Raw genomic sequence first — 16,519 nt, forward strand, 5'->3', positions numbered from 1 at the left:
TCCTTGACGCGCTATTTCTTGCGCCAGACGAACAGCCCGGACATCGCGTAATTCCACACCACGCCCATCATCGCGCCGGCCATGCCGGCCAGCCACCAGATCGGCTCCTGATCGTAGACCGAGAAGGCAACGCCGACATTGGCGAGCAGGCCGACGCTGCACACGATGTAGAACATGATCAGGCCGCGCAGGATCGCAAAGCCCTTCAGCCGCTGGTCGCGATAGGTGAGGAAGTTGTTCATGATGAAGTTCGTGGTCATCGCGACGACGGCGCCGGCGGCCTGCGCCTCCGCGAACGGCACCTTGATCAGCTGAAGCGCGATGAACAGCGTGGTGAGATGCACAACGAGGCCCATGCCGCCCACCATCGCGAACAGGATGAAGCGCAGCGAGACGATGTCGTTGGTCAGCTTTGCCAGCACGAGGCCGAGGAAGTCGAGCGCGACCATGGAATCGAGCTTGCTCTCGCCGTGCTGGCGGGCACCGAACGTGTAGGGAATTTCGACCGCGCGCAAATCGCCATGCGCCGTGGCGACGAGATCGAGCAGGATCTTGAACCCGTGCACCGACAGTTTCGGCGCCAATTGCTCGAAACGGTCGCGGCGAACCATGAAGAAGCCGCTCATGGGATCGGCGATCTCGACCCGGAGCATCTTCTTCGCGACCTCGGTTGCCAGCGCGCTGGCGCCGGCGCGCTGCTTGTTGAAGCCTTCGCTCTTGTAGCCCTCGATGTAGCGGCTGCCGACGACGAGGTCGGCCTGATCGCTTGCGAGCAGCAGCAGCATCTTCGGCAGCTGGGTCTCGTCATGCTGGAGGTCGGCGTCGATCACGGCGGCATAGGGCGCGCTCGAGGCCAGGATGCCCTCGATGCAGGCGCCCGACAGGCCGCGGCGGCCGATGCGGCGAATGCAGCGCACGCGGCTGTCCTTCTGCGCCAGTCCGCGCACGACGTCCCAAGTGCCGTCAGGGGAATTGTCGTCGACGAACACGACCTCCCAGGCGACGTTGGGAAGCGTCGCCTCCAGCCGCCGGTACAGCACGGTGACGTTGTCGCGCTCGTTGAAGGTCGGGACGATGACCGACAGTTCCGGCCCCTCTTGAGCCTGGTTGTCGATGTCCGGTCTGATCGCTTCATTCATGACGGCAGCGTATATCCGCCGCATCCTGCGATGCCAAGTTCTTGAGCTGACAAGCCGGGTTTTCTGTGGGGAGCGGCCCAAAAGCGGCCCTAAAATGCCAACGACCCCGGAACGGCGGACCGCGCGTACATCCGGCGCAAGCCCAAGCTATTCCAAGGTCGTCCCAGCGCCGGAGCTTTTTGGCTCAACGTCGCCGTTACCAGCTAAATGGGAACGAGGAAGCCGCTTTGCAAGGGGCAAACGGCTGTTTCGGGCCATTATTATTGATTCGGGACTTCCCGGATCACTGGGCCCCGTGGGGCCGGCGCCGCAGGGACTGCGGGCGCCATGGCGGCGGGAGCCGGCTCGACCTTGGGCGGCTTGGGAGGCTTGCCGTATTGTCCGATCGGACCGAAGACGACGGCGACCGCAAGCACGATCGCCGCGACGATCGCACCAAAAATCCCCCCCACCGACTCAGACGCCATGCCAGCCCGTTCCCGTTCCAGATGATCGATTCATACCACGGATGAACGCGCGGCCGGAAGGGCTGCCGGACCGCAACCGCTCACGGCCCTATTTCTGCGGCGGCCGGTGCTTGAGGTAGGCGGTCACGATGTCCTTCTGCGCCGACTCCACCGCCCTGTTCGCGGTCGCGAGATGGGCACCGGAATCGATGTTGGGATAGTGCGTGGTGAGATAGTCGAGCAGCGCCACCCGGTAATATTGCCGCTCCGACGGACAGGCGCCGGCAACCGAGCGGCCGAACTCCTGCTCCGACAGGCCCTGATTGGAGTCGCGCGAATATTCCCGCGCCAGGCAATGCCAGTAGTCGTCGCGGCCCTGCATCGCGAGCTTCTGCGCGCCTTTCGCGTTGTCGTCGTCTGCTTTCGCAGAACAGGTCATGGCAGCAGATGTCATCATCACGAGCGCCGCTCCCAGCGTCAGCATCCGCATCTTGTTCTCCTTTTTCGCAGATCGCGGGGCGAAGCTTAGACGGGATGCGACAACTGGCCAATCACTTCTGGTTTGAATAGGATGCAGCCCTCCCCTTCCCGACGATGCGAGATCCTCCCGTGGCCAAAGCAAAAACCGCGACGAAAAAATCCGGCAACATCTACATCGGCATCGGCGGCTGGACCTTCGAGCCCTGGCGCGGCGTATTCTATCCGGAGAAGTTGACGCAGGCGAAGGAGCTGTCCTACGCGGCTTCCAAGCTGACCTCGATCGAGATCAACGGCACTTACTACGGCTCGCAGAAGCCGGAGAGCTTTCGCAAATGGGCGAGCGAAGTGCCTGAGGGCTTTGTGTTCTCGGTGAAGGGACCGCGCTTCGCCACCAACAGGCGCGTGCTGGCCGAGGCCGGCGATTCCGTCAAGCGGTTCTATGATTCCGGCGTGCTGGAACTCGGCGACCATCTCGGCCCCGTGCTCTGGCAGTTCGCGCCGACCAAGAAATTCGATGGCGCCGATTTCGGCAAGTTCCTCGAGCTGTTGCCGCGCAAGCTCGAAGGCCGCGCGCTGCGCCACGTGGTGGAGGTGCGGCATGACAGTTTCTGCACGCCCGATTTCATCGCGCTGATCCGCGAATTCGAAACGCCGGTCGTGTTTGCCGAGCACGGCAAATATCCTGCCATCGCCGACGTCGCCGGCGATTTCGTCTATGCGCGCTTGCAGAAGGGCAATGACGAGATCAAGACCTGCTATCCGCCGAAGCAGCTCGACGCCTGGGCCGGGCGCTTCCAGGCGTGGGCGGCGGGCGGTGAACCTGACGACCTGCCGAAAGTCGACAAGATAAAGCCGAAGAAGGAACCGCGCGACGTGTTCGCTTACGTGATCCATGAAGGCAAGGTGCGCGCGCCGCATGGCGCGATGGAACTGATCGCGCGGGTGAGTTGAGGGGAAGCGATGGCCAAGGCGAAGAAGCTCTTCACAATCGGCTATAAGCAGACGCCGCCCAAGGCCGTGTTGGACGAGTTGGAGCAGGCCGGCGTCAAGCTGGTCGTCGACGTGCGCGCAGTCACGTCGTCGCGGCGACCGGGCTTTTCCAAAAAGCAGCTGGCCGCAAGCCTCGATGAGCGCGGCATCGCCTATCTCCATCTCGCCGCGCTCGGCACGCCAAAGGAAGGCCGCCTCGCCGCGCGCAGCGGCAAGTACGACGTGCTGGAGAAGATCTTCTCCAAGCACCTGAAGACGCCAGATGCCCGGGAACAGATGGACGAACTCGCCGCTCTGGTGAAGAAGGCAGGTCCCGTCTGCCTGCTCTGCTACGAGCGCGACCACACCCATTGCCACCGCCAGATGATCGCGGAGATCATCGAGGAGCGCGATGGCGTGGCGGTGAAGAATTTGGCTCCTTTGATTGTCAATCCGGGGCGCGCGTAGCGCGAGCTATGGTACGCAATTGCGCACCTGAGAATCCATTCATCCACTGTCCCTGCTGCCCGATGGATTTCGGGCTCAGCGCTTTGCGCTGCCCGGAATGACGAACGGAGAGAGCACTCGGTGACGTGACTACCCCTCTCCCGCCAGCTTGAACGTCCCCTCCATCATCCGCACACAGCTGCCGCCGACATGGGCGGAGACGATCTTGCCGGCCTGCTTCACGACGCGCGTCTGCAGGATGCTCGGCCGGCCCATGTCAAAGCCCTGGCCAACGGTAAGCTTCAGTTCGCCGTCCCTGATGGGATCGAGATCGGCGAACAGCGCGGCGGCGGCGACAGTGGCGCTGCCGGTTGCGGGGTCCTCGGCGAGACCGCCTGCGCCGCGCATGAACATGCGCGCCTGCCGCTCGCCGGGTGCCTCCGACGCTGGCACGTCGCGGGTGTAAAACCACACCGAGCGGGCGTCGTCGCGCGGCAAGACCCTGCCGAAGGCGGCCACGTCCGGCCTTGCTCGCGCGAGCGCGTCGCGCGAACGCACCTCCGCCACCAAGAACGGCGTTCCGACTCCGACAACTTGCGGTGCATGATGGTCGGTCCTGACGTCATCGGCCGTCAACGAGATGCAGGCCGCAACGTCTGCGGCCGAGACTTCCGCCAGTCGCGACAGCGCCTGCGGCGCGGTGAGCTCGGTGCTGGTCACTCTTCCCTGCTCCCGCACGATATCGACCGGGACCAACCCAGCAATCTCCTCGAACAGCAAACGCGGCTTCGGTTCCTTCGCGAGGCTCGCCAGCACGAAGGAGGTGCCGATATTGGGATGCCCCGCGAACGGCATCTCCCTGACCGGCGTGAAGATGCGCACCTCGGCGTCGTTGGCCTCGTCGCGCGGCGGCAGCACGAAGGTCGTCTCGGAATAGTTGAACTCGGTCGCGATCGCCTGCATCTGCTGCGTCGAGAGCCCGCCGGCATCCAGCACCACGGCGAGCTGGTTGCCGCCGAAGGCGCGGTCGGTGAACACGTCGACGGTGACATAGCGGCGCTGCATGGTGTGTCCTCACGCAAATGGCGGCCGCAAGCCGGCCGCCTCGCGCGGCACTCTACAAGCCCAAAACATAGCCCGTCATGCCCCAAAATTGAGTGCAATCGGAGCAATCAGCACGGCGTATCAGAAGCGGAAGAGACGCAGTGGCGATGCCAGCACTTGCGCGCGATCGCGCTCGTCGACGATGAGCGTATCAAGGAACTGCCGGTTCTTGGCGTAGGTCTGCGTTGCCTCGAACTGCGTGTGCGGCCAGTCGCTGCCCCAGAGCAGACGATCGAGCCCGTAAGCGCTGCGCAGCAACGGATAGGCTTCCTTTGCAAAGCGCTCGCCGGCCGGACCGTTGCGATATGGCGCCGAGATCTTGACCCACACGTTCCGTGTTGCGCCTACCTTCAGCACCGACTGAAAGCCGCGATCGGTAACGCCGAGTCTCGGATCCGGCAGCGCGTAGTGATCGAGCACGATCGTGATGCCGTGGTCGAGCAGCTGCGGCACGAGCACGGCGAGATCGGGCGCGTTGCGCTGGATCTCCAGCTGCCAGCCCATCGCCTTCACGTTTGCGAGGAACCCCTTCCATTCGGCCAAGGCGAGATCGGGCAAGGGCTGGCCGACGAGATTGAGGCGAATGCCGACGATGCCGCCCCTGTCGAGTGCGCGCAGCTCGTCGGCGGAGACGCCGGGATCGACGACCGCGATGCCACGCAGACGACCATTGGTCCGATTCAGGCAGTCGACCAGGTAGGAATTGTCGGTGCCGAGAAAGCTCGGCTGCACCAGCACGCCGTTGGTGATGCCGTTGCGGTCGAGCTGCTCGAGATAGAGCGACAGCGGCGCGTCGTAATCCGGCGAGTAACGCCGGCCCGGCGCGAGCTCGAGCGCGCGATGAAAGACATGGGCATGGGTGTCGATCACAGGCAAGGCCGCCTCACTGCTGGCTGTGGTCGCGACCACCGTCGTGAGCGATGCGACAGCCGCACCAAACTGGCGGCGCGTCAGGCCGCGCTGGAGCAACGTCATGGTGGCTGCTCCTCATCGCCAGTCAGGCGTGCGTGGCCGCGGCCTGCTCGAACACCTTGCCGCGGGTTTCGGGCAGCAGCAGCACCGCGATCAGCACCAGCGAATAGGCAAACGCCGCATCGATGCCGATCGCGGGCCCGAGGCCGATGCGATCGCCTAGCAAGCCGACCAGGAAGGGAAACGCCGCCGAGACGACGCGGCCGAAATTGTAGCAGAAGCCGACGCCGGTGCCGCGCACGCCGGTCGGGTAGAGCTCGCTGAACAGCGCGGCCATGCTGGCGGGAATGCCGGCCGAAAAGAAGCCGAGTGGAAAGCCCAGCACCAGCATCTGGCCATTGGTCAGCGGCGCAAAAATATAGACCAGCACGGTCGCGATGCAGGCGCTGGCAAACATGGCGACATTGGCCCGCCGGCCGATGCGGTCGCTAATGATCCCGCTCGCGACACAGCCGCAGAAGAAGGCGACGATGATCACGGCAAGGTAAAAGCTGGAGCCCAGCACCGACAAATGCCGCACTTCGCGCAAGAATGTCGGCAGGAACGTCGTCAGTGCGGCATAGCCGCCATGGGCGCCGATGCCGAACAGGCCGCCGACCAAAGTCGAGCGCAGCACGTCGCGATGGAAGATGCCGGCGAGCGTAGCAAAGAACGGCGCCTCTGCGTCCTTCGTAATCGCACGCGGCGGCTCCTTCAGCCCGCGACGGATGAAGATGATGAGCAGGGCCGGCAACAGGCCGATCGCAAACAGGATCCGCCAGGCGATATCAGCCGGAGCATAGGTGAAAACCAGCGCGGACAGCAGCACCGCTGCGCCCCAGCCGACCGCCCAGGCGCTCTGCACCGTGCCGAGCGCCTTGCCGCGATGCTCGGGGCGGATGATCTCGGCCATCAGCACCGCGCCGCAGGCCCATTCGGCGCCGAAGCCGAGACCTTGAACAGCCTTGAGCACCAGGAGCTGAGTGTAGCTCATCGCAAAGGCACTGGCGAAGGTCGCGAGCGCGAAGGTCGCGACCGTGATCTGCAGCGCCTTGACTCGACCAAAGCGATCGCCGAGCGCACCGCCGAGCCAACCACCGAACGCGCCGAAGAACAGCGTGACCGAGCCGAGCAGGCCCGCATCGGCCTTGCTGATGTGGTAAGCCGCTATCAAAGCGGGGATGGCGAGGCCGAACATCTGGACGTCGAGCGCATCCAGCGCCCAGCCGCCAAAGCTCGCCCAGAACGTGCGCCGCTCCAGCGGCGAGCTCTCACTGTACCAGTTCGACATGTTTCCTACCCCTGTACGCGTTGTTGTTTGATGTCGTTGAAAGCTGCCGTCACCGGATCTCGGCGTGGTAGCGGAAGCGGTCCGCCGGCCCGCGCGAGCGGCGCCACTCGATCGGCCGTCGCTCCAGATCGAGCGCGAGGCGCTCGATCACGATCAGCGGCGCGTGAGCCTCGAGCCGCAACAGCCGCGCCTGCATCTCGTTGGCGGTCTCGACCGTCAGGATTTCTTCGGCGGAGACCACGACCTCCCCGCAACGCTCCTCGTAGAGCGGATACAAGAGGTCGCCGAACTCGGCGGTGTCGATCTCGAGAATCTCGGCGAAGCGCGATTGCTGGAGCCAGATCTCTTCGGCCAGCAGCGGCACGTCGTCGATCAGCCGCAGGCGCGACAGGCTGATCACGCGCTCGCCTGTGGGAATACGCAATGCCGATGCGACGGCAGACGTCGCCGGCATGCTCTTGCGCCTGAGGATGCGGCTCTGCGGCACGCGCCGCTCGCCGCTCTCGGACCGGAAACGAAAGAAACGGAACAGCGAGGAGTTGAAGCGCGCGCGGCGCACGAAGGTGCCGCGGCCCTGCTGGCGCTCGAGCACGGCATCCGCCACGAGTTGATCGATCGCCTTGCGCACGGTGCCGATGGCGACGCCGTAATGCGCGCCAAGCTCGGCTTCCGACGGGATCGGCTCGCCCGGCCGCCATTCATTGCGGTTGATCCGCGCGGCGAGGTCGTCGCGCAGGCGCTGGTAGCGTGGCAGGCGGTCGTCGCGCGGGATTGAATTCATATAGTCATGTAGATGACTATATGAGAGAGAAGTCAAGCGCTACTGAAATACCGCAGTCGTCAGCACGCGTCTTCAGACAAACGCGAGCAGCCCCCTCACCCCAGTTGAAACACCGCGACCTTTTGCTCGTAACCGCGCACGGCCACCTCGCCGAGCGCCACGGCATCCTCGCCGTCGTCGCCGAGCGCCTCGCGCACGGTCGCGGAGATCAGGAACTGCGAGCCGAACTCCTTGTTGAGCGCCTCGAGCCGCGAGGCAAAATTCACGGTGTCGCCGATGACCGTATATTCCTTGCGCCGGGGCGAGCCGATATTGCCCGCCACGACCTCGCCGAAATGAATGCCGATGCCGATCCGCAGCGGCCAGCTCGTCCCTGCGTTGATGCGGTCCATCGCCGTCAGCATCTCGCGGCCCGCGGCGACCGCGCGCTGCGCAGCATCGGAGGCTTCCAGCGGCGCGCCGAACAGCGCGAGAAAACCGTCGCCGAGAAACTTGTTCACGATGCCGCCGTGGCGATCGAGAATATCGACCAGCACCGCGAAAGCGCCGTCGAGCCGGTCGACCACCTCCTGCGGCGTGCGAGACTGCGCGACGGCGGTGAAGCCACGGAAATCGGCGAACATCACCGCGACGCGGCGGATGTCGCCGGCCACACTCGTGCCCTCCGCCATCAGCCGTTCGACGACCTGCGGCGACACATGCTGGCCGAACAGGTTGGTCACGCGGTCGCGTGCGGTGGCGGCCGCGATGCTCGCGGAAAACTGGCGGCGGAGCTGCGCGCCGACGGAGCCCGCGAGCACACCGCATATCAGGATGATCGTGCTGCGCACTGCGTGGAAATAGTTCTGCGGCTCGCCGAAGCCCGAGGAATCATAGATCGACGCGACCACGAACAACTCGGCGGCTGCGACGAAGCCGGTGAAGGTGGACAGGTAGAAATCGAGGCGCAGCGTCGAGAGGATGACGAAGATGAAATAGATCAGCGGCACGGCAAAGCCGAGCGCCTGGCTCGAGCCCATGGTCCGAATCTGGAGAATCAGGATCACCGTAGGCACCGACGTCTCGATCAGCGCGCCGATATAGCGCCTGACAACCGGCAGATCGCGATCGAGCTTGAGGTTCTTCCTGATCTGGGTGTGGACCCAGACCTCGAACAGGATGAAGCCGACGAGCAGGCCGTAGACCTCGGAAAGCCCCTCCGTGCCGCGCCAGACTCGGTTTACCACGGCGGGATCGATCAGGTACATCGCGGTAAGGAAGACCGTCATGACGCAGCCGGTGGTGATCAGCGCCTTCACCCGCAGCAATTCGGTGCGCAGCACTTCGCGGGTCAGTTCGCGCTCGAACTCCTCCGACAAGACGGCTTTGCGCCGGGCTTTCAAAAAGCTGACCATCATTCCCCCAGGTCATTCCGGGGCGATGGGACATCATCGAACCCGGAATCTCGAGATTCCGGGTTCACGCTTCGCGTGCCCCGAAATGACTTCAGCTATTGTGCCTCAATCCAGCGTGCGGCGGAAGCGCGTCACGGCGATGGTCATGGCGACCAGCATCAGCGCGGCCAGCGCCAGCGTATCGAACCGCAGGTTCGGCATGGTGGCGCCCTTCAGCATGATGGCGCGGACGATGCGGATGTAATGCGTCAGCGGCAGGCATTCACCGAGATATTGCGCCCAGGCCGGCATCCCCGCAAACGGGAACATGAAGCCGGACAGCAAGATGCTTGGCAGGAAGAACATGAACGACATCTGTATCGCCTGCAGTTGATTCTGCGCGATGGTGGAGAACGTGTAGCCGATCGCAAGATTTGCCGCGATGAAAAGGGTCGAGAGTACCGCGAGCAGGAGCAAACTGCCGAGCACCGGCACGCCGAACAGGAACACTCCGATATTGACGATCAGGAAGGCCTGGATGAAGCCGACCAGGATGTAGGGAACGATCTTGCCGATCATCACCTCGACCGGCTTGATCGGCATCGACAGGAGGCTCTCCATGGTGCCGCGCTCAATCTCGCGCGTCACCGACAGCGCCGTGAAGATCAGCATCGTCATGGTAAGAATGGTGCCGACAAGTCCCGGCACGATGTTGAGCCGAGATTCCGCCGCCGGATTGTAGCGCGCATGCGCGCGGATCTCGAACGGCAGTGCCGGGGGATCGCCGATATAGAGATCGTGCGCGAGTGCGGTCTGAACGATCATGCCGAGCGAGCCGAGGGCGGCGCTTGCTGCCACCGGATCGGTCGCGTCGGCCGCAACCAGCAGCGCCGGCTTGTCGCCGCGCCGTACTGCGCGTTCGAAGCCGCGCGGGATCTCGACGCCGAACAGCACCTTGCCCGACTTCAGCAGATTGTCGAACTCGTCGACGTCGTGCACTTCGTAGACGAAGCGGAAATAGGCCGTATTCTCCAACGCCTTCAGTACCGAGCGGGCAAGGTCCGAGTCCTCCTGCAGAAGCACCGCGCTCGGCAAATGGTGCGGCGTGGTGTTGATGGCATAGCCGAACAGGAGAAGCTGCATTACCGGGATCGCCACGATCATCGCGAACGAGACGCGATCCCGCCGAAGCTGAATGAACTCCTTCGCCATCATGGCATAGGAGCGGCGCCAGAAGCCGAAGCGGTCGCGGATCTCCCCTACGGGGTCGGTTGTCCGGATGGTGCTCATTGGAAATTGTCCTTGGAACGACCCATCAGCTCGATGAAGACGTCTTCCAGCGACGGCGCCGACTTCTGCCAGTGCAGGTCATCCTTATCGCGCCATGGCGCGATGCTGGCTTCGAGGGCCACGACGTCGCGGCCCGAGACGTGCAGCGAGGTGCCGAACGGCGCCACCATGTCGATCCCGGGCTTGCCGGCCAGCTGGGCCGCGAGGCCATTCAACCCGCCGGTGACGGTGTAGGTCGTGAGCGCGGACTTCGCGATCACCTCGTCGACAGTGCCGTGCGCCAGGAGATGGCCGTAGGCGATATACGCAATCTCGTGGCAGCGCTCGGCTTCGTCCATGTAATGGGTCGAGACCAGCACGGTGAGCCCTTCGGCGGCGAGCGCATGGATCTCGTTCCAGAAATCGCGTCGTGCCTTGGGATCGACGCCGGCGGTCGGCTCGTCGAGCAGCAACAGCTTTGGACTGGGCAGCGTGCAAGCCCCGAGCGCAAGGCGTTGCTTCCAGCCGCCGGAGAGCTCGCCGGCGAGCTGCTCCTCGCGGCCCGAGAGCCCGAGCCGCTTGATCATGTCGCGCGCGGCCCCGCGCGCATCTGTGAGGCCATAGAGCCGCGCGACGAATTCGAGATTCTCGCGCACCGACAGATCCTGATACAGGCTGAAGCGCTGGGTCATGTAGCCGACCTGGCGCTTGATCTTTTCCGCATCCTTGAGGATGTCGTAGCCGAGGCAGGTGCCCTCGCCGCTGTCAGGCGTAAGCAGGCCGCAGAGGATGCGGATGGTCGTGGTCTTGCCCGAGCCGTTCGGCCCGAGGAAGCCGTAGATCGAGCCGCGCTTCACCTGCATCGACAGATCATGCACGACCTCGCGGCTGCCGAACGATTTGGTCAGGCCCCTGACGTCGATCGCGATGTCGTTGCCGGCGTTCATCGCTTGTCCGCCACCGGAGTCTTGAAATCGGGATTCTTGGGGGTGAGATAGACGTCGATCGGCTGGCCGACCCGCAAGGCATCTGGCCGCGACGGCCGCGCCTGGATGAGATAGACGAGCTTGCTGCGCTCCTCGAGGCTATAGATCACCGGCGGGGTGTATTCGGCCGACGTTGCGATGAAATAGATCTTTGCCGTCAGATCTGCCGCGCAATTGTCGCAGGCGACCCGCACGTCGTCGCCGATCGCCAGTTTCGGCAGCTCCGTTTCCGGCACGAAGAAGCGCAGCTTCATGTTGCCGGGCGGCATGATCGAGAGCACCGGCCGCTGTGCCGCGACCATCTCGCCTTCACGGAAATAGATCTGCTGGATGGTGCCGGCTACAGGCGCAAAACCCTTGCGCCGCGCCAGCCGGGTCTCCGAGGTCACCACCCGCGCCTGCGCGACCCGCAGATCCGAGACGGCGGAATCGAGCGCGGCTTGGGTGCCCGAGCCGGTCTTGCGCAGGGACTCTGCGCGGTCGAACACCTGCTGGGCATTGGCCAGCGTCGCCTTGGTCTGGTTGAGATCGGCAAGCTGGAGATCGTCGTCGATGGAATACAGGGCTTCGCCGACCTTCACCACATCGCCTTCACGAATGTCCAGCTTGGTGACCCGGCCGGCCTCGTCCGGGCTGACATAGATCATGTCGGCCTCGACCCAACCCTGGAAGCCGGGATCGCGCTTCTCCTTGCAGCCGGCAAGAGCGGTTGCAACGACGGCGACCAATGTAATTGCAAAAATCCGTTGCGACGACCTCATGTCGTCCTCCGTTCGCCAAAAATCAAATCGAGATGGACGCGCAGCATGTCCTGCGCGTCGAGCGGCGCATGCCGCGCAAACAGGCTCTGCCAGATCACCGCAATCATCGCGGGCGCGATCAGGATCTGCGGATAGCGCGCGAGATTCTTCTGGTGGATCTCGCCGCGGGCAATGCCCAGTTCGATCAGCGCGCGCATGCCGGCGATGCCGCGCGAGACCACCTCGCGATAGTAGAAATCGGCGACCGCCGGAAAGCGCGGGCCCTCCGCCACGATCAGCCGCACGAGATCGCCGCGCCTCGTGCCGATCACCTCTTTGAGAAAGTTGCCGGCAAAAGTTTCGATGAGGTCGCGCACCGAGCCCGTCGGCGGCGGCAGCGCATCCAGCTTCACCACCACTGGCACGATCACGGTGCGCACCAGCTCCTCGAACATCGATTCCTTGTCCTTGAAGTGCAGGTAGATCGTGCCCTTCGCGACACCGGCACGCTTGGCGATGTCGTCGAGCCGTGTCGCGGCAAAGCCGCGCGTGATGAACTCCTCCATCGCCGCCGCGACGATCGCGTCGCGCCGCTCCGCCGCGCGCGTAGCGCGGTTCGATATCGGCGCGACTTCCTCGCCGGCTTTCGGCCTTGCGCTTGCTGCCTTGGCCGCAGCGGCCTTGGGAGGCTTCCTTGTCATTTTGCATTTATGACTGACTAGTCAGTCATAGTCAATCGGGATTGGGCAGCCGCGCATGAATGAATTAGTATTGACTAATGCATTAGTAATTGCTAATTTATCGACATGATCGAAGCTGCCCCCAATCCCGTCACCGCCGTGATGCGCGCCCTCGCCGATCCGACCCGCCGCGCGGTGTTCGAGCGCGTGTTCGACAGCAAGGAGATCAGCGTCGCCGAGCTGACGCGCGGCAGCGGCGTGACGCAGGGTGCGATCTCGCAGCACCTGAAATCGTTGAAGCAGGCGGGCCTCGTCGCCGAACGCGCCGAGGGCCGTAACGTTTACTACCGCGCCGCGCCGCAAGGCCTCGAACCGCTGGTGACCTGGATGGATCATTACGGTGTCTTCTGGCGCGAGCGCTTCCAGAACCTGCGTGACCTCTTGAAGGAGATCGACCAGTGAGTGCAGCCGCGTTGAATGCCGAGACCAAAGACATCGTTCTGGACGACGTCTTCCCTCACGCGCCCGAGACGATCTGGAAGGCGCTGACCAGCGCCCAGTTGATCGCGCGCTGGCTGATGCCGGCGACCGGTTTCGAGGCCGTCGAAGGCAACACTTTTACCTACCAGACCAAGCCGGGTGGCCATTGGGATGGCGTGATCCATTGCCGCGTCCTGGAGGTCGTCCCGAACCGGCGCCTGGTCTACGCGTGGAAGGGCGGCGACGAACGCAACACCGGCTACGGCGCGCCGCTCGACACCGTCGTGACCTGGTCCCTCACCCCGGTCGAAGCCGGCACGCGAATCCAGCTGGTCCATGCGGGCTTCGTGCTGCCCAGGAACGAGAGTGCCTACTCCGTCATGAGCGGCGGCTGGAAGAAGGTCGTGCGGCAGCTCGACGAGATCAGCGGCGAACAAAAGCAACGAGACAGTTGAGGAGGCATCACGATGAACAAGCCCTATACCGGCGGCTGCGCCTGCGGCGCGATCCGCTATTCGATCGCCGGCGAGCCCCTGTTCGCCAACCACTGCCAGTGCCGGGACTGCCAGCGCGAGAGCGGCACCGGCCATGGCTCTTACGCCACCTTTCCGCGTGCCGGCGTCACGGTGACGGGCGACGCCAGAACATGGGACATGACCGGCGACAGCGGCAACGTGAAGACGCGCGCCTTCTGCCCGGAGTGCGGCGTCGCCGTCTACATGACCTTCAAGGCCATGCCCGACATCTTCACCATCCGCGCCGCGAGCCTCGACGAGCCCGCCCGCTACAGACCGCAAGCGATCACTTACGCCGTGCGCGCGTATGACTGGGATCCCCTCGATTCCAGCCTGACGACATTCCAGACGATGCCGTCTGGCTGAGACGTTTGGTATGCCACCTCTCCCGCTTGCAGGCGGGAGAGGTGAGCAACGAGCACCTTGGCTCTTTCAGCTGTGGAACTTCAATCCGTCGACGATCTTGTCGATCACCTTGCGCTCGGCCCGCATCGCGATACCGACGAGATTGAGATCGGCGCGCGCAACCGCCTTCACCGCCGCGCGATTGGCGGCATCATGCGTTGTCGCAAACATGTCCTCGGAATAGACCGCCGGCGTGACGTTGCGTGCAAGTGCGCGATCGAGAGCGCGCGACAGCGCCGGACCGTCGGCACCATAGATCAGGATCGGCTGGCCGATCAGTGCAAGATATTTCGTGAAGCGTCCTCATAGGCCTCTCCGACGCATTCCGGAAAGGCTGCAGCGACGCCGCTGGTCAGGAACGATGCGACATTGAGTTTCTGCCACACCTGAAGATCGTTGCGAATGACAACGGCGATCTTGGTATCGAACTGCATGAATTCTCCCAGCAGACATTCAAGCGTCGGGAAAGAAAGGAGATTCCCAGCGCGCCGACGGCAGACGCAAACGTAACCCGGATTGACACATCGATCACAGCGCGGAAATTTCAATGGAGGTGCGACCGGCTGCGCTTCTCCCCGATGGCCAAGTCGGGTATATGTCGGCGCTCCGTCACTTAACTGTCATATTCGTGCATGTCCGAAACTGGCGCCATCAAGCAAGCCCTCGACCCCGTACAGCGGCTTGCAAAGGCCAACGGCCATCCAGTCGCCGAGGACGGAAAGAAATCCAGCAGTTTCGTTGTTCCCGCCGCTGCTGAAACGCACGGCTCCGCGCACACTGACATCGAGTCTTCGCGCCATGATCCCGTTCGGGCGAGCCTCTTCGCCGATGAAGCTCGTGCACCGGAAACCGCACCTTCCCGCCAAGCCGCGCCGCACGCAATCGAGATCGAGCTCAAGCTGATCGTTCCTGCAGATCGTCTGGCCGATTTCAACGATGCGCCGATCATTGCGGCGAATGCGCGCAACAAGGGCACGCGCAAGCACCTCAAGGCCGTGTATTACGATACGCCCAAGCGCACGCTCCGGCGCGAAGGTTTCAGCTTCAGGGTTCGCCAGAGCGGCACGCGGTTCACGCAGACGGTGAAGGCCGAATCCGGCAACGATCCGCTGCGCCGTGGCGAGTGGGAGGCGAGCGTCCCGTCGATGACGCCGGACCTCGCGCTCGCGATGACGCTTGTTCCGGAGAAATTGCGTGCCGATCTCGAACGTCACTCCGTCGAAGCCGTCTTCAGCAGCGACATCCACCGGCATCAGCGCCTCGTCGAGCTGCCCTCGGGCACGGTCGAGGTCGCCTTCGATCGGGGGCATCTGATTTCAGGTGATCGCTCGCTGCCGGTCAGCGAGATCGAGCTGGAGCTCAAGAGCGGCAGCCCGTCCGCAATCTGGGAGCTGGCGCGGCGGCTCGCCGAGCATGGCCCGGTGAAGCCGTCGATCCGGACCAAGTCGGCGCGCGGATTCGATCTCGCGGCCGATACGCCACCCCAGGCACCGAAGCCGCCAAAGCTTCGTCTCGATCCCACGACATCGCTCGATGAAGTCTTCTCCGGGATACTGCGGTCCTGTCTTCTGCATCTGCTCCAGTCGCTGCCCGTCGCCGAGGATGGACGCGACCCCGAAGGGATGCATCAGCTTCGCGTCGCGCTGCGGCGTCTGCGGTCCGCGCTCGACCTGATGCGGTCCGTGGTATCGCTGGACAAGCTCAACCTGATGCGCGCCGAGGCGAAGTGGCTCGCGGGCTGTCTCTCCGGCGCACGTGACTGGGACGTGTTTCGGCAGGAGACGTTGCGGACGGTCGCGGATGGCTGTCCGTCGGTCGCCGGCTTCGACGCATTGGGCGCGCTCGCCGACGAACGTCGCACGGCCTGCTACGACGCGGCCCGCCTCGCCCTCGCCGACCGGCGCTGCCAGTATTTCGTGATCGGGCTCGGCGGCTGGATCGAAGCACGCGGCTGGCGCAGCGAGGTCGCGCCCGACGGCCTGGCGCAACTGGCGGAGCCCGCAATCAACTTCGCACGAAGTATCCTCTCGGCACAGCATGCGAAGGTGCTCAAGCGCGGCCGCAGATTCAAATCGCTGTCGACGGAGGAGCGGCACCGCGTCCGCCTCGCCGCGAAGAAGTTGCGCTACGTCGCCGACTTCCTGCTTCCGCTTTGCGGGCAGCGCAAATCCGCGAAGCGCTTCTCGCGCAGGCTTGCCGACCTCCAGCAGGAGCTTGGCATCTACAACGACATCGCGACGACGACGTCATTGCTTGCGGATGTCGGCGCGGAAGCGACCGGCGGCAGCGTGGCCGCGGCGGCCATTGCCGGCTGGCAGGCCCACGCGATGGTCGGTGTCGAAGCGCGCCTGCGCGAGGCCTGGTCGGGATTCACCGGGGCCAAGGTGCCCTGGTCGGTGGACGCGGCGGAGCAACCGGAAAAACTGGTGCAACCCAGCGCAGGATGGCTGCGCTAATCGTTGA

Annotated in this window: 18 protein-coding genes and 1 pseudogene; 6 read left to right on the forward strand and 13 right to left on the reverse strand. The window is 64.2% G+C overall.

From position 1 onward, the window contains the following. Nucleotides 1-11: 11 nt before the first annotated feature. The 3 genes from QY049_RS00345 to QY049_RS00355 all read right to left on the reverse strand — a co-directional run bounded on the left by QY049_RS00345 (nt 12) and on the right by QY049_RS00355 (nt 2,075). Nucleotides 12-1,139, reverse strand: coding sequence for a glycosyltransferase family 2 protein (locus QY049_RS00345; RefSeq protein WP_194481999.1), 1,128 nt, complete (start codon nt 1,137-1,139; stop codon nt 12-14). A 260-nt stretch (nt 1,140-1,399) separates the two neighbouring features. Further along, on the reverse strand, nt 1,400-1,606 hold the full coding sequence (locus QY049_RS00350) for a hypothetical protein (RefSeq protein ID WP_258766390.1): 207 nt from the start codon (nt 1,604-1,606) through the stop codon (nt 1,400-1,402). Between the two features lie 88 nt (nt 1,607-1,694). Then, nucleotides 1,695-2,075, reverse strand: coding sequence for a hypothetical protein (locus tag QY049_RS00355; RefSeq protein WP_301268581.1), 381 nt, complete (start codon nt 2,073-2,075; stop codon nt 1,695-1,697). A 104-nt stretch (nt 2,076-2,179) separates the two neighbouring features. On the opposite strand from QY049_RS00355, the gene QY049_RS00360 reads away from it, so the two are divergent. Together QY049_RS00360 and QY049_RS00365 are read left to right on the forward strand one after the other, a co-directional pair. Beyond that, nucleotides 2,180-3,016: a DUF72 domain-containing protein gene (locus QY049_RS00360; protein ID WP_301268582.1), complete on the forward strand. Its 837-nt coding sequence runs from the start codon at nt 2,180-2,182 to the stop codon at nt 3,014-3,016. A 9-nt stretch (nt 3,017-3,025) separates the two neighbouring features. Beyond that, nucleotides 3,026-3,502, forward strand: coding sequence for a DUF488 family protein (locus QY049_RS00365; RefSeq protein ID WP_301268583.1), 477 nt, complete (start codon nt 3,026-3,028; stop codon nt 3,500-3,502). Between the two features lie 129 nt (nt 3,503-3,631). Here the strand turns inward: QY049_RS00365 and QY049_RS00370 are convergent, their stop codons facing one another. From QY049_RS00370 to QY049_RS00410, 9 genes are all read right to left on the reverse strand, one after another. Next, nucleotides 3,632-4,546: a PhzF family phenazine biosynthesis protein gene (locus tag QY049_RS00370; protein WP_301268584.1), complete on the reverse strand. Its 915-nt coding sequence runs from the start codon at nt 4,544-4,546 to the stop codon at nt 3,632-3,634. A 120-nt stretch (nt 4,547-4,666) separates the two neighbouring features. Then, nucleotides 4,667-5,560, reverse strand: coding sequence for an amidohydrolase (locus QY049_RS00375; protein WP_301268585.1), 894 nt, complete (start codon nt 5,558-5,560; stop codon nt 4,667-4,669). A gap of 22 nt (nt 5,561-5,582) precedes the next feature. Then, nucleotides 5,583-6,827 carry an MFS transporter gene (locus QY049_RS00380; protein ID WP_301268586.1) on the reverse strand — a complete coding sequence of 415 codons (1,245 nt, stop codon included), beginning with the start codon at nt 6,825-6,827 and terminating at the stop codon, nt 5,583-5,585. A 49-nt stretch (nt 6,828-6,876) separates the two neighbouring features. Then, complete coding sequence (locus tag QY049_RS00385) at nt 6,877-7,608, reverse strand: GntR family transcriptional regulator (protein ID WP_301268587.1); 732 nt, start codon at nt 7,606-7,608, stop codon at nt 6,877-6,879. Between the two features lie 95 nt (nt 7,609-7,703). After that, nucleotides 7,704-9,002: an adenylate/guanylate cyclase domain-containing protein gene (locus QY049_RS00390; protein ID WP_301268620.1), complete on the reverse strand. Its 1,299-nt coding sequence runs from the start codon at nt 9,000-9,002 to the stop codon at nt 7,704-7,706. Between the two features lie 105 nt (nt 9,003-9,107). Continuing rightward, nucleotides 9,108-10,271 (reverse strand): ABC transporter permease, encoded by a 1,164-nt coding sequence (locus QY049_RS00395; RefSeq protein WP_194481991.1) that lies wholly within the window; start codon nt 10,269-10,271, stop codon nt 9,108-9,110. Next, nucleotides 10,268-11,197 (reverse strand): ABC transporter ATP-binding protein, encoded by a 930-nt coding sequence (locus QY049_RS00400; RefSeq protein ID WP_194481990.1) that lies wholly within the window; start codon nt 11,195-11,197, stop codon nt 10,268-10,270. Before QY049_RS00400 ends, QY049_RS00395 begins: the two co-directional genes overlap by 4 nt. Continuing rightward, nucleotides 11,194-11,997, reverse strand: a complete 804-nt coding sequence (locus QY049_RS00405; RefSeq protein ID WP_194481989.1) for an HlyD family secretion protein — start codon at nt 11,995-11,997, stop codon at nt 11,194-11,196. Before QY049_RS00405 ends, QY049_RS00400 begins: the two co-directional genes overlap by 4 nt. Continuing rightward, entirely contained in the window at nt 11,994-12,677 is a 684-nt protein-coding gene (locus QY049_RS00410; RefSeq protein WP_194481988.1) for a TetR/AcrR family transcriptional regulator, read from the reverse strand. The genes QY049_RS00405 and QY049_RS00410 overlap by 4 nt, the downstream gene beginning before the upstream one ends. A gap of 105 nt (nt 12,678-12,782) precedes the next feature. Here QY049_RS00410 and QY049_RS00415 point away from each other — a divergent pair, with 105 nt between their 5' ends. Genes QY049_RS00415 through QY049_RS00425 form a run of 3 tightly spaced genes read left to right on the forward strand, consistent with a single transcriptional unit; the run spans nt 12,783 to nt 14,017 of the window. Continuing rightward, complete coding sequence (locus tag QY049_RS00415; RefSeq protein WP_194481987.1) at nt 12,783-13,118, forward strand: helix-turn-helix transcriptional regulator; 336 nt, start codon at nt 12,783-12,785, stop codon at nt 13,116-13,118. Beyond that, nucleotides 13,115-13,591 (forward strand): SRPBCC domain-containing protein, encoded by a 477-nt coding sequence (locus QY049_RS00420; RefSeq protein WP_194481986.1) that lies wholly within the window; start codon nt 13,115-13,117, stop codon nt 13,589-13,591. The genes QY049_RS00415 and QY049_RS00420 overlap by 4 nt, the downstream gene beginning before the upstream one ends. A 12-nt stretch (nt 13,592-13,603) precedes the next feature. Next, a complete protein-coding gene (locus QY049_RS00425; protein ID WP_194481985.1) occupies nt 13,604-14,017 on the forward strand; it encodes a GFA family protein in 414 nt (137 codons plus the stop codon). 66 nt (nt 14,018-14,083) lie between these two features. Here QY049_RS00425 and QY049_RS00430 read toward each other — a convergent pair. Continuing rightward, nucleotides 14,084-14,490: pseudogene (locus tag QY049_RS00430) on the reverse strand (DUF2000 family protein). 198 nt (nt 14,491-14,688) lie between these two features. On the opposite strand from QY049_RS00430, the gene QY049_RS00435 reads away from it, so the two are divergent. After that, nucleotides 14,689-16,512, forward strand: coding sequence for a CYTH and CHAD domain-containing protein (locus QY049_RS00435; RefSeq protein ID WP_194481983.1), 1,824 nt, complete (start codon nt 14,689-14,691; stop codon nt 16,510-16,512). Nucleotides 16,513-16,519 lie beyond the last annotated feature (7 nt).

The organism is Bradyrhizobium sp. WYCCWR 13022 (assembly GCF_030435535.1).
In the GTDB taxonomy this organism is placed as follows: Bacteria; Pseudomonadota; Alphaproteobacteria; order Rhizobiales; family Xanthobacteraceae; genus Bradyrhizobium.

What these genes read in the sequence shown, in the direction of transcription:
- QY049_RS00415 (WP_194481987.1), top strand. Translation starts at nt 12,783, where the DNA reads ATGATCGAAGCTGCCCCCAATCCCGTCACCGCCGTGATGCGCGCCCTC.
- QY049_RS00435 (WP_194481983.1), top strand. Translation starts at nt 14,689, where the DNA reads ATGTCCGAAACTGGCGCCATCAAGCAAGCCCTCGACCCCGTACAGCGG.
- QY049_RS00375 (WP_301268585.1), bottom strand. Translation starts at nt 5,560, where the DNA reads ATGACGTTGCTCCAGCGCGGCCTGACGCGCCGCCAGTTTGGTGCGGCT.
- QY049_RS00380 (WP_301268586.1), bottom strand. Translation starts at nt 6,827, where the DNA reads ATGTCGAACTGGTACAGTGAGAGCTCGCCGCTGGAGCGGCGCACGTTC.
- QY049_RS00390 (WP_301268620.1), bottom strand. Translation starts at nt 9,002, where the DNA reads ATGGTCAGCTTTTTGAAAGCCCGGCGCAAAGCCGTCTTGTCGGAGGAG.
- QY049_RS00385 (WP_301268587.1), bottom strand. Translation starts at nt 7,608, where the DNA reads ATGAATTCAATCCCGCGCGACGACCGCCTGCCACGCTACCAGCGCCTG.
- QY049_RS00400 (WP_194481990.1), bottom strand. Translation starts at nt 11,197, where the DNA reads ATGAACGCCGGCAACGACATCGCGATCGACGTCAGGGGCCTGACCAAA.
- QY049_RS00405 (WP_194481989.1), bottom strand. Translation starts at nt 11,997, where the DNA reads ATGAGGTCGTCGCAACGGATTTTTGCAATTACATTGGTCGCCGTCGTT.
- QY049_RS00370 (WP_301268584.1), bottom strand. Translation starts at nt 4,546, where the DNA reads ATGCAGCGCCGCTATGTCACCGTCGACGTGTTCACCGACCGCGCCTTC.
- QY049_RS00350 (WP_258766390.1), bottom strand. Translation starts at nt 1,606, where the DNA reads ATGGCGTCTGAGTCGGTGGGGGGGATTTTTGGTGCGATCGTCGCGGCG.
- QY049_RS00365 (WP_301268583.1), top strand. Translation starts at nt 3,026, where the DNA reads ATGGCCAAGGCGAAGAAGCTCTTCACAATCGGCTATAAGCAGACGCCG.
- QY049_RS00395 (WP_194481991.1), bottom strand. Translation starts at nt 10,271, where the DNA reads ATGAGCACCATCCGGACAACCGACCCCGTAGGGGAGATCCGCGACCGC.
- QY049_RS00345 (WP_194481999.1), bottom strand. Translation starts at nt 1,139, where the DNA reads ATGAATGAAGCGATCAGACCGGACATCGACAACCAGGCTCAAGAGGGG.
- QY049_RS00410 (WP_194481988.1), bottom strand. Translation starts at nt 12,677, where the DNA reads ATGACAAGGAAGCCTCCCAAGGCCGCTGCGGCCAAGGCAGCAAGCGCA.
- QY049_RS00360 (WP_301268582.1), top strand. Translation starts at nt 2,180, where the DNA reads ATGCGAGATCCTCCCGTGGCCAAAGCAAAAACCGCGACGAAAAAATCC.
- QY049_RS00425 (WP_194481985.1), top strand. Translation starts at nt 13,604, where the DNA reads ATGAACAAGCCCTATACCGGCGGCTGCGCCTGCGGCGCGATCCGCTAT.
- QY049_RS00355 (WP_301268581.1), bottom strand. Translation starts at nt 2,075, where the DNA reads ATGCGGATGCTGACGCTGGGAGCGGCGCTCGTGATGATGACATCTGCT.